This is a genomic window from Pseudomonas sp. BP6 (assembly GCF_017875935.1).
GTDB lineage: Bacteria > Pseudomonadota > Gammaproteobacteria > Pseudomonadales > Pseudomonadaceae > Aquipseudomonas > Aquipseudomonas putida_Y.
This window is the reverse complement of the sequence record NZ_JAGINI010000001.1, coordinates 3,502,445-3,514,386: the sequence shown is the minus strand read 5'-3', so window position 1 is coordinate 3,514,386 and position 11,942 is coordinate 3,502,445. Positions and strand designations below refer to the sequence as shown.

Annotated in this window: 14 protein-coding genes; 3 read left to right on the top strand and 11 right to left on the bottom strand. The window is 62.0% G+C overall.

What is annotated here, in order from left to right; translation table 11 throughout:
• Positions 1–158: 158 nt before the first annotated feature.
• The 8 genes from ccoP (J3A98_RS15905) to ccoN (J3A98_RS15870) form a co-directional block, all read right to left on the bottom strand.
• Positions 159–1,136, bottom strand: coding sequence for a cytochrome-c oxidase, cbb3-type subunit III (ccoP, locus tag J3A98_RS15905; RefSeq protein ID WP_176685181.1), 978 nt, complete (start codon positions 1,134–1,136; stop codon positions 159–161).
• Positions 1,133–1,324, bottom strand: coding sequence for a CcoQ/FixQ family Cbb3-type cytochrome c oxidase assembly chaperone (locus tag J3A98_RS15900; protein WP_003254287.1), 192 nt, complete (start codon positions 1,322–1,324; stop codon positions 1,133–1,135). Before J3A98_RS15900 ends, ccoP (J3A98_RS15905) begins: the two co-directional genes overlap by 4 nt.
• Positions 1,325–1,329: 5 nt before the next feature.
• Positions 1,330–1,938, bottom strand: a complete 609-nt coding sequence (gene ccoO / locus J3A98_RS15895; RefSeq protein WP_003254286.1) for a cytochrome-c oxidase, cbb3-type subunit II — start codon at positions 1,936–1,938, stop codon at positions 1,330–1,332.
• On the bottom strand, positions 1,938–3,380 hold the full coding sequence (ccoN, locus tag J3A98_RS15890) for a cytochrome-c oxidase, cbb3-type subunit I (RefSeq protein WP_003254284.1): 1,443 nt from the start codon (positions 3,378–3,380) through the stop codon (positions 1,938–1,940). Before ccoN (J3A98_RS15890) ends, ccoO (J3A98_RS15895) begins: the two co-directional genes overlap by 1 nt.
• A gap of 785 nt (positions 3,381–4,165) precedes the next feature.
• On the bottom strand, positions 4,166–5,107 hold the full coding sequence (gene ccoP / locus J3A98_RS15885; RefSeq protein ID WP_176685182.1) for a cytochrome-c oxidase, cbb3-type subunit III: 942 nt from the start codon (positions 5,105–5,107) through the stop codon (positions 4,166–4,168).
• Positions 5,104–5,298 carry a cbb3-type cytochrome c oxidase subunit 3 gene (locus J3A98_RS15880; protein WP_021784453.1) on the bottom strand — a complete coding sequence of 65 codons (195 nt, stop codon included), beginning with the start codon at positions 5,296–5,298 and terminating at the stop codon, positions 5,104–5,106. Before J3A98_RS15880 ends, ccoP (J3A98_RS15885) begins: the two co-directional genes overlap by 4 nt.
• A 5-nt stretch (positions 5,299–5,303) precedes the next feature.
• Positions 5,304–5,912: a cytochrome-c oxidase, cbb3-type subunit II gene (ccoO, locus tag J3A98_RS15875; RefSeq protein ID WP_003254281.1), complete on the bottom strand. Its 609-nt coding sequence runs from the start codon at positions 5,910–5,912 to the stop codon at positions 5,304–5,306.
• A 13-nt stretch (positions 5,913–5,925) separates the two neighbouring features.
• The gene (gene ccoN / locus J3A98_RS15870; RefSeq protein WP_003254280.1) at positions 5,926–7,350 is read right to left on the bottom strand and encodes a cytochrome-c oxidase, cbb3-type subunit I; all 1,425 of its coding nucleotides are present in this window, start codon (positions 7,348–7,350) and stop codon (positions 5,926–5,928) included.
• Positions 7,351–7,400: 50 nt separating this feature from the next.
• Between ccoN (J3A98_RS15870) and J3A98_RS15865 the strand changes: the two genes are divergently transcribed.
• On the top strand, positions 7,401–8,093 hold the full coding sequence (locus tag J3A98_RS15865; protein ID WP_245355031.1) for an alpha/beta family hydrolase: 693 nt from the start codon (positions 7,401–7,403) through the stop codon (positions 8,091–8,093).
• A 103-nt stretch (positions 8,094–8,196) separates the two neighbouring features.
• On the opposite strand, the gene J3A98_RS15860 is transcribed toward J3A98_RS15865, so the two are convergent.
• Positions 8,197–8,481 carry a pyrimidine/purine nucleoside phosphorylase gene (locus tag J3A98_RS15860; RefSeq protein ID WP_021784456.1) on the bottom strand — a complete coding sequence of 95 codons (285 nt, stop codon included), beginning with the start codon at positions 8,479–8,481 and terminating at the stop codon, positions 8,197–8,199.
• Positions 8,482–8,555: 74 nt separating this feature from the next.
• The gene (locus J3A98_RS15855) at positions 8,556–9,107 is read right to left on the bottom strand and encodes an exonuclease domain-containing protein (protein ID WP_176685184.1); all 552 of its coding nucleotides are present in this window, start codon (positions 9,105–9,107) and stop codon (positions 8,556–8,558) included.
• 171 nt (positions 9,108–9,278) lie between these two features.
• On the opposite strand from J3A98_RS15855, the gene J3A98_RS15850 reads away from it, so the two are divergent.
• Positions 9,279–10,079, top strand: a complete 801-nt coding sequence (locus J3A98_RS15850; protein ID WP_209967279.1) for a transporter substrate-binding domain-containing protein — start codon at positions 9,279–9,281, stop codon at positions 10,077–10,079.
• Between the two features lie 63 nt (positions 10,080–10,142).
• Entirely contained in the window at positions 10,143–11,156 is a 1,014-nt protein-coding gene (locus J3A98_RS15845) for a GNAT family N-acetyltransferase (RefSeq protein ID WP_209967277.1), read from the top strand.
• 226 nt (positions 11,157–11,382) lie between these two features.
• On the opposite strand, the gene J3A98_RS15840 is transcribed toward J3A98_RS15845, so the two are convergent.
• Complete coding sequence (locus J3A98_RS15840) at positions 11,383–11,913, bottom strand: RNA polymerase factor sigma-70 (protein ID WP_010954997.1); 531 nt, start codon at positions 11,911–11,913, stop codon at positions 11,383–11,385.
• Positions 11,914–11,942 lie beyond the last annotated feature (29 nt).

Sequence of the window (11,942 nt, the reverse complement as noted above, 5' to 3'; positions counted from 1 at the left end):
GGGTTCGTGGTATGAAACGTGTTATGGCGGGTGTCAATTGATCCAGGTCACTTGCCTGCGAGAAATGCTGTGCCAGTACCGGCCTCTTCGCGGGTAAACCCGCTCCTACAAGGATCCTGTGTAGGAGCGGGTTTACCCGCGAAGAGGCCAGGCCTGCCTTACTCAGCCTTGGCCGGTTCAGCCTGGTGCGACAGGCTGTAAACATAAGCCGCCAGCAAGTGCACCTTGTCGTTGCCCTGCAGCTGTTCCTGGGCCGGCATCTGCCCCTGGCGACCATAACGAATGGTCTGCTGCAACTGGGCAAAGCTCGAACCGTAGATGAACGCCTGTGGGTGGGTCAGGTTCGGTGCGCCCATGGCGGGCGTACCTTTGCCTTCCGGCCCGTGGCAGGCCACGCAGTTGGCAGCAAAGATCTTCTGCCCGTTCTCGACATCGGCTTTCGCGCCCTCAGGCAGTGTGCGACCATCGAGTTTGCTGACCACGAATGCAGCCACATCGGCCACGCCCTGGTCACCGATCACTTCGGCCCAGGCCGGCATCACGCCATGGCGACCACCCATGATGCTGGTCTTGATGGTTTCCGGCTCGCCACCCCAGCGCCAGTCATTGTCGGTGAGGTTGGGGAAGCCGAAGGCGCCCTTGGCGTCGGAACCGTGGCACACCGAGCAGTTGGAGGCGAACAGCCGCGCGCCCATTTTCAATGCCTGTGGGTCCTTGGCCACCTCCTCGATGGGCATGGCTGCGAACTTGGCGAAAATCGGCCCGAAGCGGGCGTCGGCCTTGGCCATTTCCTTTTCCCACTCGTGCACGCCGGTCCAGCCCGGCTGGCCGTTGGAAAACTCGGTCCGCTTGTCGTTATCCAGGTATGAATAGCCCGGCAGGACGCCTTTCCAGTTGCCCAGGCCCGGGTACAGCACCAGATAGCCGAGGGCGAAGATGATGGTGCCGACGAACAGCCAGAACCACCATTGCGGCAGCGGGTTGTCGTATTCCTCAATGCCATCGAAGGCATGCCCGACGGTTTCGTCGGTAACCTCTTCGCGCTGGCCCTTGCGGGTCGACAGCAGCAGCCAGGTCAACGAGAAGATGGTGCCCAGGGTCAGGACGGTAACGTACAGACTCCAGAAGGTTGTCATTGTTGTTTGCTCCCAGAAGCTTTTGCTTGCTCGACGTGCCGAGTGGCCTCGGGGTCATCCGCGAAGGGCAGTTGGGTCGCTTCGTCGAAGTCCTTTTTACGCCGTGGGTTGAATACCCACAGTGCCAGGCCCACGAAGGCCACCATCACCACGACGGTGCCCAGGCCGCGAATCATCCCGATATCCATCAGCGTCACCGTTTGCTCTTGATGATGGTGCCAAGACCCTGCAGGTACGCGACGATGGCGTCCATTTCGGTCTTGCCCTTGACCGCGTCACGTGCGCCGGCAATGTCGGCGTCGGTGTACGGGGTGCCGAGTGTGCGCAGCACTTCCATCTTCTTCGCGGTGTCTTTGCCGTCGAGCTTGTTCTCGACCAGCCACGGGTAGGAAGGCATCTTCGATTCCGGTACCACGTTGCGCGGGTTGTACAGGTGCGCACGGTGCCAGTCGTCGGAGTAGCGGCCACCGACGCGGGCCAGGTCCGGCCCGGTACGCTTGGAGCCCCACAGGAACGGATGGTCCCACACGCTCTCGCCGGCTACCGAATAATGGCCGTAACGCTCGGTTTCGGCACGGAACGGGCGGATCATCTGCGAGTGGCAGCCCACGCAGCCTTCGCGGATGTAGATATCACGGCCTTCCAGCTCCAGCGCGGTGCGCGGCTTCATGCCCTCGACCGGCTTGTTGGTGACGTCCTGGAAAAACAGCGGGACGATCTGGGTCAGGCCACCGACGCTCACGGCGATGACCATGAAGAAGGCCAGCAGGCCTATGTTCTTCTCGACGGCTTCATGCTTCATCAGTGCGCTCCCACAACGACGATCTTGGCGGCCTCTTCAGCCTGTGCCGGGTTGGCGGCACGTACGGTACGGAACACGTTGTAGGCCATCAGCAGCATGCCGCTGGCGAAGAACGCACCGCCCAGGGCGCGGACGATGTAGCCGGGGTGGCTGGCCTGCAGGGCTTCGACGAAGGAGTAGGTGAGGGTACCGTCATCGTTGATGGCGCGCCACATCAGGCCCTGGGTGATGCCGTTGACCCACATCGAGGCGATATACAGCACGGTGCCGATGGTGGCCAGCCAGAAGTGCGCATTGATCAGGCCGATGCTGTGCATCTGCTCGCGGCCGTAGAGTTTCGGGATCATGTGGTACACGGCGCCGATCGAAATCATTGCCACCCAGCCGAGGGCGCCGGCGTGGACGTGGCCGATGGTCCAGTCGGTGTAGTGCGACAGTGAGTTCACGGTTTTGATGGCCATCATCGGGCCTTCGAAGGTGGACATGCCGTAGAACGCCAGCGACACCACCAGGAAGCGCAGGATCGGGTCGGTGCGCAGTTTGTGCCAGGCGCCCGACAGGGTCATCATGCCGTTGATCATGCCGCCCCAGCTTGGCGCCAGCAGGATGATCGACATTACCATGCCCAGCGACTGCGCCCAGTCAGGCAGGGCGGTGTAGTGCAGGTGATGCGGGCCGGCCCAGATGTACAGGGTGATCAGTGCCCAGAAGTGCACGATCGACAAGCGATACGAGTAGATCGGTCGCTCGGCCTGCTTGGGCACGAAGTAGTACATCATCCCCAGGAAGCCGGTGGTGAGGAAGAAGCCCACGGCGTTGTGGCCATACCACCATTGGATCATCGCGTCGGTGGCGCCGGAGTAGGCCGAGTAGGACTTGAACAGGCTCACCGGCAGCGAGATGTGGTTGACGATGTGCAACATCGCGGTGACCACGATGAAGGCGCCGTAGAACCAGTTGCCGACATAGATGTGCTTGGTCTTGCGCTTGACGATGGTGCCGAAGAACACCAGGCCGTAGGTTACCCAGACGATGGCCAGCAGGATCGCCAGCGGCCACTCGAGCTCGGCGTATTCCTTGGTGGTGGTGTAGCCCATCGGCAGGGTGATCAGCGCACCGACGATCACGGCTTGCCAACCCCAGAAGGTGAAGGCGGCCATGCTGTCGGAGATCAGCCGGGTCTGGCAGGTGCGCTGCACCACGTAGTAGCTGGTGCCGAACAGCGCACAGCCCCCGAAGGCGAAGATCACCAGGTTGGTGTGCAGCGGGCGCAGGCGGCCGAAGCTGGTCCAGGGAAGGTCCAGGTTCAGTTGCGGCCACACCAGCTGCGAGGCGATGAAGACGCCGAGGCCCATGCCAAGGATCCCCCAGACCACCGTCATGATGGCGAACTGGCGGACGACCTTATAGTTATAAGCAGTCGGACTGATTGCTGTGCTCATTCTAAGGTTCCACGGTTTTGATGTTCTTGTTGGTCGAAAAATCGGCGCCAGTATTGATAACCGGCAAGGTTACCGCAACGCAACTTTGGTACGCCGACCCGTGTCCAGACCCGTTCACCGATGTCCCGCAGGGATCGGGTCTGGGCGATTGTACACAAATAAATATTTGTAATGTGTACCGTTTTTCACCTTTTTCTGATCGATCGGTCAAGCTTTTTCTGGGGCGGCGACAGGCCATGCGCCGCGTCTGCTCCGGTCCTTTCGGAGCGAAGCCCACTGAGGCAACAAGCTTAGTTGTGTTCGGTGGGGGTGCAAGGGAAGGGGACTGAGGCTGGTAGTGGGGCGGGGGGGTGCAAGGCTTGAGGGTTATGTGGGGCGGGGGGTGTAAGGTTTGGGGGGGTGATGGGGCGGGGGTGTAAGGTTTGGGGGTTGTGATGGGGCGGGGGTGTAAGGTTTGGGGGTTGTGATGGGGCGGGGGTGTAAGGTTTGAGTGTTGTGGTGGGGCAGAGATCGAGCGCCGCCCGCGCGGCGCTTCGCGGGTAAACCCGCTCCTACGTTTGTTTCGGGCCAATCCCTCCTGTGCCAGGCGCGCGCGACCGCCTTGTTTGTACGACGCGATATCGAGACATGCGCCAAGGCGGTCGCGCGCAAATCCCACAGGATTAATTGGCCTGAAACAAACGTAGGAGCGGGTTTACCCGCGAAGCGCCGCGCGGGCGGCGCTCGATCTCACAGGCGGCGAATGCCTTTCGGCGAACTCACTTGGCAAATCCCTTTCGGCGAACTCACTTGGCCGTCACAGTCTCAGCCGAACCATCCTGCGACAGGCTATACACGTAAGCCGCCAGCAGGTGCACCTTGTCATTCCCTTGGATCTCGGCCTGCGCCGGCATCTGCCCCTGGCGGCCATAACGAATGGTCTGCTGCAACTGGGCAAAGCTCGAGCCGTAGATGAACGCCTGCGGGTGGGTCAGGTTCGGCGCGCCCATGGCGGGCGTACCTTTGCCTTCCGGCCCGTGGCAGGCCACGCAGTTGGCAGCAAAGATCTTCTGCCCGTTCTCGACATCGGCTTTCGCGCCCTCAGGCAGTGTGCGGCCATCGAGTTTGCTGACCACGAATGCAGCCACATCGGCCACGCCCTGGTCACCAATCACTTCGGCCCAGGCCGGCATCACGCCATGGCGACCACCCATGATGCTGGTCTTGATGGTTTCCGGATCGCCGCCCCAGCGCCAGTCATTGTCGGTGAGGTTGGGGAAGCCGAAAGCGCCCTTGGCGTCGGAGCCGTGGCACACCGAGCAGTTGGAGGCAAACAGGCGGCTGCCCATTTTCAGCGCCTGCGGGTCCTTCGCCACTTCTTCTACGGGCATGGCGGCGTATTTGGCGAAGATCGGACCGAACCTGGCATCGGCCTTGTCCATTTCCTTCTGCCATTCGTTGGCACCGGTCCAGCCATTTTCATAGCCCGGCAGGATGCCTTTCCAGTTGCCCAGGCCCGGATAGAGGATCAGGTAGCCGACCGAGAACACCAAGGTGCCAACAAACAGCCAGAACCACCACTTGGGCAGCGGGTTGTCGTACTCCTCGATGCCGTCGAAGCTGTGCCCCATGGTCTCGTCAGTGGTGTTGTTGCTCTGGCCCTTGCGCGTGGCGAGCAGCAGCCAGGTCAGGCCAATCAGGCTACCGATGGTCAGTACGCTGATGTACGTACTCCAGAAGGTGGTCATTGCCCGTTACTCCTTTTTGCAGCAGGTTCCTGCCCGGCAGGGGGCAGGCGGTCGTCGACGAAGGGCAGCAGGCGCGCTTCGGCGAAATCACGGTCGCGGCGGCGGTTGAAGACCCACAGGGTGAGGCCGATGAAGGCAATCATCACCACCAGGGTGCCCAGCCCGCGGATCATGCCTATGTCCATTTCCATCGCACTCACCTCTTGTTCTTGATCGCAGTGCCGAGCACTTGCAGGTAGGCGACCAGTGCATCCATCTCGGTCTTGCCCTTGACTGCTTCACGGGCGCCGGCGATGTCGTCGTCGGTGTACGGCACGCCCAGGGTGCGCAGGGTGCGCATCTTGACGTCGGTGTGGCTGTTGTCGACCTGCTGGGCAACCAGCCACGGGTAGGACGGCATCTTCGACTCCGGCACCACGTTGCGCGGGTTGTACAGGTGCGCACGGTGCCAGTCGTCCGAGTAGCGGCCACCGACCCGGGCCAGGTCCGGCCCGGTGCGCTTGGAGCCCCACAGGAACGGGTGGTCCCACACGCTTTCACCGGCCACCGAGTAGTGGCCGTAACGCTCGGTTTCGGCGCGGAACGGGCGGATCATCTGCGAGTGGCAGCCTACGCAACCTTCGCGGATGTAGACATCGCGGCCTTCCAGTTGCAACGCGGTGTAGGGCTTCATGCCCTCCACCGGTTTGTTGGTGACGTCCTGGAAGAACAGCGGGACGATCTGGGTCAGGCCGCCGATGCTGACGGCAAATACCATCAGCAGGGCCATCAGGCCGACGTTTTTCTCGATGACTTCATGTTTCATCAGGCGTTTCTCCTCAAGCCAACTGGGCGTTCGCAGGGGCGACGTCAAGCGCTGGCGAACGCACGGTGCGCCAGGTGTTCCAGGCCATCAGGAACATGCCGCTGAGGAAGATCGCGCCGCCGACGAAGCGCACGACGAAGCCTGGGTGGCTGGCCACCAGGGTTTCCACGAACGAGTAGGTGAGCGTGCCGTCGCTGTTGACCGCGCGCCACATCAGGCCCTGGGCGATGCCGTTGACCCACATCGAAGCGATGTACAGTACGGTACCAATGGTGGCTAGCCAGAAGTGCGCATTGATCAGGCCGAGGCTGTACATGCGTTCTTTGCCGAACACTTTGGGGATGGTGTGGTACAGCGCGCCGATCGAAATCATCGCTACCCAGCCGAGGGCGCCGGCGTGGACGTGGCCGATGGTCCAGTCGGTGTAGTGGGACAGGGCGTTGACCGTCTTGATGGCCATCATCGGGCCTTCGAAGGTGGACATGCCGTAGAACGCCAGCGACACCACCAGGAAGCGCAGGATCGGGTCGCTGCGCAATTTGTGCCAGGCGCCCGACAGGGTCATCATGCCGTTGATCATGCCGCCCCAGCTAGGTGCCAGCAGGATCAGCGACATCACCATGCCCAGCGACTGCGCCCAGTCGGGCAGGGCGGTGTAGTGCAGGTGGTGCGGGCCGGCCCAGATGTACAGGGTAATCAGTGCCCAGAAGTGCACGATCGACAAGCGATACGAATACACCGGCCGTTCGGCCTGCTTGGGCACGTAGTAGTACATCATCCCCAGGAAGCCTGCGGTCAGGAAGAAGCCCACCGCGTTATGGCCGTACCACCACTGCACCATGGCATCGGTGGCGCCTGCGTAGACCGAGTAGGATTTGGTCAGGCTGACCGGCAGCTCCAGGTTGTTGACGATGTGCAGCAGTGCCACGGTCAGGATGAAGGCGCCGAAGAACCAGTTGCCGACGTAGATGTGTTTGGTGTTGCGCTTCATCAGCGTGCCGAAGAACACGATGGCGTAGCCCACCCAGACGATGGTGATCAGAATGTCGATCGGCCATTCCAGTTCGGCGTATTCCTTGGAGCTGGTGTAGCCCAGCGGCAGGCTGATGGCCGCCAGCAGGATAACCAGTTGCCAGCCCCAGAACGTGAACGCGGCCAGGCCCGGTGCGAACAGGGTGGTCTGGCAGGTGCGTTGCACCGAATAATAGGAGGTGGCGAACAGTGCGCAGCCGCCGAACGCGAAGATCACCGCATTGGTATGCAGGGGGCGCAGGCGGCCGAAGCTGGTCCAGGGGAGGTCGAAGTTGAGGGACGGCCAGGCGAGCTGGGCGGCGATGAAGACGCCGAGCCCCATCCCGACGATTCCCCACACCACCGTCATGATGGCGAATTGGCGGACCACCTTGTAGTTATAGGCGGTACTGCTGGTTGTGTTCATGTATGGGTTCCCATCCACGGTTATTTGGCAGGCTTTACAGCGAGGCAAGCATGATTAATGGGCAAAGTGCCGGTATTGACGGGGATCAATGGGCGAAGGTCGCAAATGTCCCAGGCTTGCGCTGCGATCCTCCGCGGGTTGAAGGTAAAGAGGGCTACAAAGGGTGCCTGATCCTGGCCCATGGCGCGGGCGCGCCGATGGACAGCGGGTTCATGGACGAAATGGCGCAAAGGCTTGCGGCTCTTGGGGTAGCGGTAGTGCGCTTCGAGTTCCCGTACATGGCCGAGCGCAGGGTTACCGGTGGCAAGCGGCCGCCGAACCCGCAGAAGGTGTTGCTTGAATGCTGGCGCGAGGTGTACCGGCAAGTGCGACCTTTGGTCGCGGGCAAGCTGGCCGTGGGGGGCAAGTCCATGGGCGGGCGCATGGCGAGCCTGCTGGCCGACGAACTGGGCGCGGATGCGCTGGTGTGCCTGGGCTATCCGTTCTACGCGGTGGGTAAACCCGAGAAGCCACGGGTAGAGCACCTGGCCGAGTTGAAGACACCGACGTTGATCGTGCAGGGCGAGCGGGATGCGCTGGGTAACCGCGAGGCGGTGGCGGGGTATGCGTTGTCGCCGGCGATCGAGGTGAGCTGGCTAGCGGCGGGGGACCATGACCTGAAGCCGTTGAAGGCTTCGGGGTTCAGCCATGAGCAGCACTTGCAGGCGGCGGCTGAACGCGTTGCTGACTTCCTGAAGGATTAGTGCTGGATTCTTCGCGGGTAAACCCGCTCCTACAAGGACCGCACAACATCGAAGCACCTGTAGGAGCGGGTTCACCCGCGAAGAGGCCGGCACAGGCCGACGCTTAGTCGCGGTACTCGCACAGGTAGGCAGTATCCACCGCCACTTTCAGCTGGAACTTGCTGTCGGCGGCAACATTGAACTTGTCGCCTGCCTTGAACGTTTCCCAGTTGTCGCTACCCGGCAGTTTCACGGTCAGCGCGCCCGATACCACATGCATGATCTCGCGCTTGGCAGTGCCGAATTCGTATTCGCCCGGAGCCATGACGCCGACGGTGGCCGGGCCTTCTTCGCCCGAGAATGCGATCGACTTGACGGTGCCGTTGAAGTACTCGTTGACCTGGAACATGGGCGACTCCTGAAAAGAGGTGGTGAAAAAGGGCTCGCCAGTATGCCCAAGCCCACAGGCCTCGTCATCTGCTTTCAGGGGCTGTTGGCGGGCAGGCTCAACGGTAATAGCCGCGCCGTGTTGCGCGCATCTTCCAGGGCCCTGTGCTGTTGCCCGCAAAAGTGCATGCCGGCCAGTTGCAGGGCGCCGTTCAGGCCGGTGGGGCGCTGCAGGTGGCGGGCCTTGGCAAAGCGTTGCTTGAGATTGATGTGCGGCAATGTGCGCAGCAGGCTGTCGAGGCCGTGCTGCTGCCACTCCTGGTGCAGTTGCTGGCGGTCGTAGTCGCCCCAGCTGACCCAGGCCTGAAGCTGCCCGCGGTGGTGCCCCAGCCAGCGCTCGAAGCTTGCCCACACCTCGCGAAACGGCGCGGCGTTGTCCACGTCGGCCTGGCTGATGTGGGTCAGTTCGCGGCAGAACGGGGTCAACTGCGGACGCCGCCGTGGCTTTACAAAACGCTGGAAATGGTCGACCTCGCGGCCTTCGCGGGTAACCAGGCTTGCGCCGATTTCAATGACTTCCATCTCTGTGACTGGCCACCCACCATCGTCGGTGGTGGCTTCCAGGTCGATCACCAACCAATGGCCCATACCAGGCTCCCTTGCAGATCCTGCTAGAGCGTAGCCAATGTCTGGGCATACGGCATCCTATGGCATTTTGCCGCCTGCTTTGGCACAAAGAGCAGGCACCGGTAGTTGTGCCGCCCCCGGAAAACGCCTAGCTTAAGCAGATACCGGCATAAACCGTGATGAGTGTCCGTCTTGACTCCAGCGCCCGGCCTCAAGGCCTTGTCCACCCTGATGCTGCTGGCCGTGTTCTGGTTGGCGGCACCCGTACGGGCGGGTGAAGCGGTCGAAGTGAAGATTGGCGCGGCCCATTTCCCGCCTTACACGGTGCGCCCCGAGCAAGGCGCCGATACCGGTTTGCTGCCGCAGTTGGTCGATGCACTCAACCGGGCGCAGCAGCACTATCACTTCGTTCTGGTGCCTACGTCTATCCAGCGGCGCTTCGGTGACTTCCAGCAGGGCCGCACCGACATGGCAATTTTCGAGAACCCACAATGGGGCTGGGAGCAGATTGCCCATCAGGCCGTGGACATGGGCCTGGAAGATGCCGAAGTGTTCGTCGCCCGCAAGGCAAATGGCAATGATCCACACTACTTCGATGACCTGCGCGGCAAACGCCTGGCATTGTTCAACGGCTACCACTACGCGTTCGCCAGTTTCAACGCTGAGCCGGGCTACCTGCGCAAGACATACAATGCGACCCTGACCTATTCCCACGACAGCAACCTGCTGATGGTGCAGGCCGGCCGCGCCGATATCGCCCTGGTCACGCGCTCCTACCTCAGCGATTTCCTGGCACGCAACCCGGCGAGCAGGGCGCAACTGGTGCCTTCGCAACGCATTGACCAGGTCTATCACCACTACGCCTTGCTGCGTCCGGGGGCGCCGATCGGCGAGCAGTCGTTCGCGGCGCTGCTGCGCGCCCTGCGCGACAGTGGCGAACTGGCGCGCATCTTCGAGCCGTACCGTATCACGGTGGCTGCACCGCAAGACTAAATTCCCGTGTTGCGGCAACGTTCCCTGCAGTGTGCCTTTTCTTCATTCTCGTGAGTCAAGCCCATGCCGTACGATGCCGCTTCGCAGCCACAGTCACCGCCACGCTGGCGCAGCCTCAGTGCCGAGGAGGGCGACAGCTGGCTAAGCCTGGCCCTTGAAGGCCGCCCCCTGATCCAGTTGCGCCTGGAGCCTGGCGCTTCTCTGCACGTTCACCTTGAGCGCTTTTGCCCCGAGCGCCCCTACCAAGCCTTGTGGGCCGCCTGCTATTGGTTGCTGGCGCGCGATTCGGCCTGCCAGCGCCTGACCTGGCACCTGCCCGAAGTGCAGTCGCAGGCGTTGGCCAGTGGCCTGCTGCTGGCCGGTGAACAGCCTGGCCAGTACCTGTGCGAGCGCGCACTGTTCTGGCAGCTACCGCAGCCGTGGCTGGGCGAGTCGGCCGCCGGGGTCTATCCGCAGCAGATGCAGATCAGCGACGGCAAGCGCCACCCGCGCCGGGCACCCAAGCCGCGGGGCGAAGTGTACCGACGCTTCGATGCGCGCTTGGGCAGTTGGGTATCGCTGCGTACCCTGGAGATCGAGCATGACCTGGAGCGTTTCAACCGCTGGCAGAACAACCCTCGTGTGGAGGCGTTCTGGCAGGAGGGGGGCACGCTGGCGCAGCACCGCGAATACTTGGGCAAGCTCGAAGCCGACCCGCATACGTTGACGTTGATCGGTTGTTTCGATGACGAGCCGTTTGCCTACTTCGAGGCGTACTGGGCCAAGGAGGACCGCATTGCCCCCTTCTACCCGGCCGATGACTACGACCGCGGTATCCATATGCTGGTGGGAGAGGAGAGCCACCGAGGGCCGCACAAGGTGGCCAGTTGGCTATCGGCGTTGGTGCACTACCTGTTCCTGGATGACCCGCGCACCCAGCGGGTGGTGGCCGAGCCGCGCGCCGACAACGGCAAGATGATTGGCTACATGCACGACCAATGTTTCCATTGCGACAAAGAGTTCGACTTTCCACACAAGCGGGCGGCGTTGATGATTCTGGGGCGGGAGCGGTTTTTCGATCGTTGCAAGCTGACGTAGGGGCTAGTGTGGTGTTTCACAAATAACGACCATAACTCGCGGCGCTTTTTGCACTCATGCGGCGTTGTCGCTCCTCGCCGTAGCTGGGCTACGACTCGTCGCGACGCCTTGCCTGAACGCAAAAATCGCTCGCGAGCTATTGGCCGTATTTGCAAAACACCACACTAGCGCTGCAAGCAAAAGCAGAGCGATCCAGGTTCGCTCTCGCTTTTGCTTGCAGCTAGCTTCAGGCCTGCCGACTGGCCGTCTTGCGGCAATGCACCAGCGCATCGCGGATCATGAAGTTGACCAAGGTCGGCGATACGCCCAGTTCCTTGGCAATGTCCTTCTGCGGCACGCCATTAAGGCGGTACATCTCGAAAGCATAGCGGGTGCGTGGCGGCAGTTCGTTCAAGGCCTCCGCGATGTCGTTCAGCGCGGCGCGGTTGATGTGGGTGGCTTCAGGCGAGGCGTTCTGCACCACCACGTTCATGCCTTCCTCCTCACTACCGGAGTACTTCAGCTCCATCGCCTGCTTGCGATAGTGGTCGATCGCCAGGTTGCGCACGATCTGGAACAGGTAGCTCAGCTGGGCCTTGAACGATGAGGTGATCTGCGGGGCGGTGCTGAGCCGGAAAAAGGCATCCTGTACCACGTCCTCAGCGCGCGAACGGCAGCCTGTGATGCGGGCGGCGATCTTGACCAGGATGCTGCGGTTGTCGACGAAGGCCTGCAGTAATGGTGAATCGCACTTACTTGTGGATAGTTGTTCCGCCATGGAAATCACCTTGTCACAGAGGGGGAAGG

Excerpts from the sequence above, each read along its gene's own strand:
- J3A98_RS15860 (WP_021784456.1), bottom strand. The coding sequence starts at position 8,481 with ATGTTCCAGGTCAACGAGTACTTCAACGGCACCGTCAAGTCGATCGCA.
- ccoN (WP_003254280.1), bottom strand. The coding sequence starts at position 7,350 with ATGAACACAACCAGCAGTACCGCCTATAACTACAAGGTGGTCCGCCAA.
- J3A98_RS15880 (WP_021784453.1), bottom strand. The coding sequence starts at position 5,298 with ATGGAAATGGACATAGGCATGATCCGCGGGCTGGGCACCCTGGTGGTG.
- J3A98_RS15865 (WP_245355031.1), top strand. The coding sequence starts at position 7,401 with ATGATTAATGGGCAAAGTGCCGGTATTGACGGGGATCAATGGGCGAAG.
- ccoO (WP_003254281.1), bottom strand. The coding sequence starts at position 5,912 with ATGAAACATGAAGTCATCGAGAAAAACGTCGGCCTGATGGCCCTGCTG.
- J3A98_RS15845 (WP_209967277.1), top strand. The coding sequence starts at position 10,143 with ATGCCGTACGATGCCGCTTCGCAGCCACAGTCACCGCCACGCTGGCGC.
- ccoP (WP_176685182.1), bottom strand. The coding sequence starts at position 5,107 with ATGACCACCTTCTGGAGTACGTACATCAGCGTACTGACCATCGGTAGC.
- ccoP (WP_176685181.1), bottom strand. The coding sequence starts at position 1,136 with ATGACAACCTTCTGGAGTCTGTACGTTACCGTCCTGACCCTGGGCACC.
- ccoO (WP_003254286.1), bottom strand. The coding sequence starts at position 1,938 with ATGAAGCATGAAGCCGTCGAGAAGAACATAGGCCTGCTGGCCTTCTTC.
- ccoN (WP_003254284.1), bottom strand. The coding sequence starts at position 3,380 with ATGAGCACAGCAATCAGTCCGACTGCTTATAACTATAAGGTCGTCCGC.
- J3A98_RS15840 (WP_010954997.1), bottom strand. The coding sequence starts at position 11,913 with ATGGCGGAACAACTATCCACAAGTAAGTGCGATTCACCATTACTGCAG.
- J3A98_RS15855 (WP_176685184.1), bottom strand. The coding sequence starts at position 9,107 with ATGGGCCATTGGTTGGTGATCGACCTGGAAGCCACCACCGACGATGGT.
- J3A98_RS15900 (WP_003254287.1), bottom strand. The coding sequence starts at position 1,324 with ATGGATATCGGGATGATTCGCGGCCTGGGCACCGTCGTGGTGATGGTG.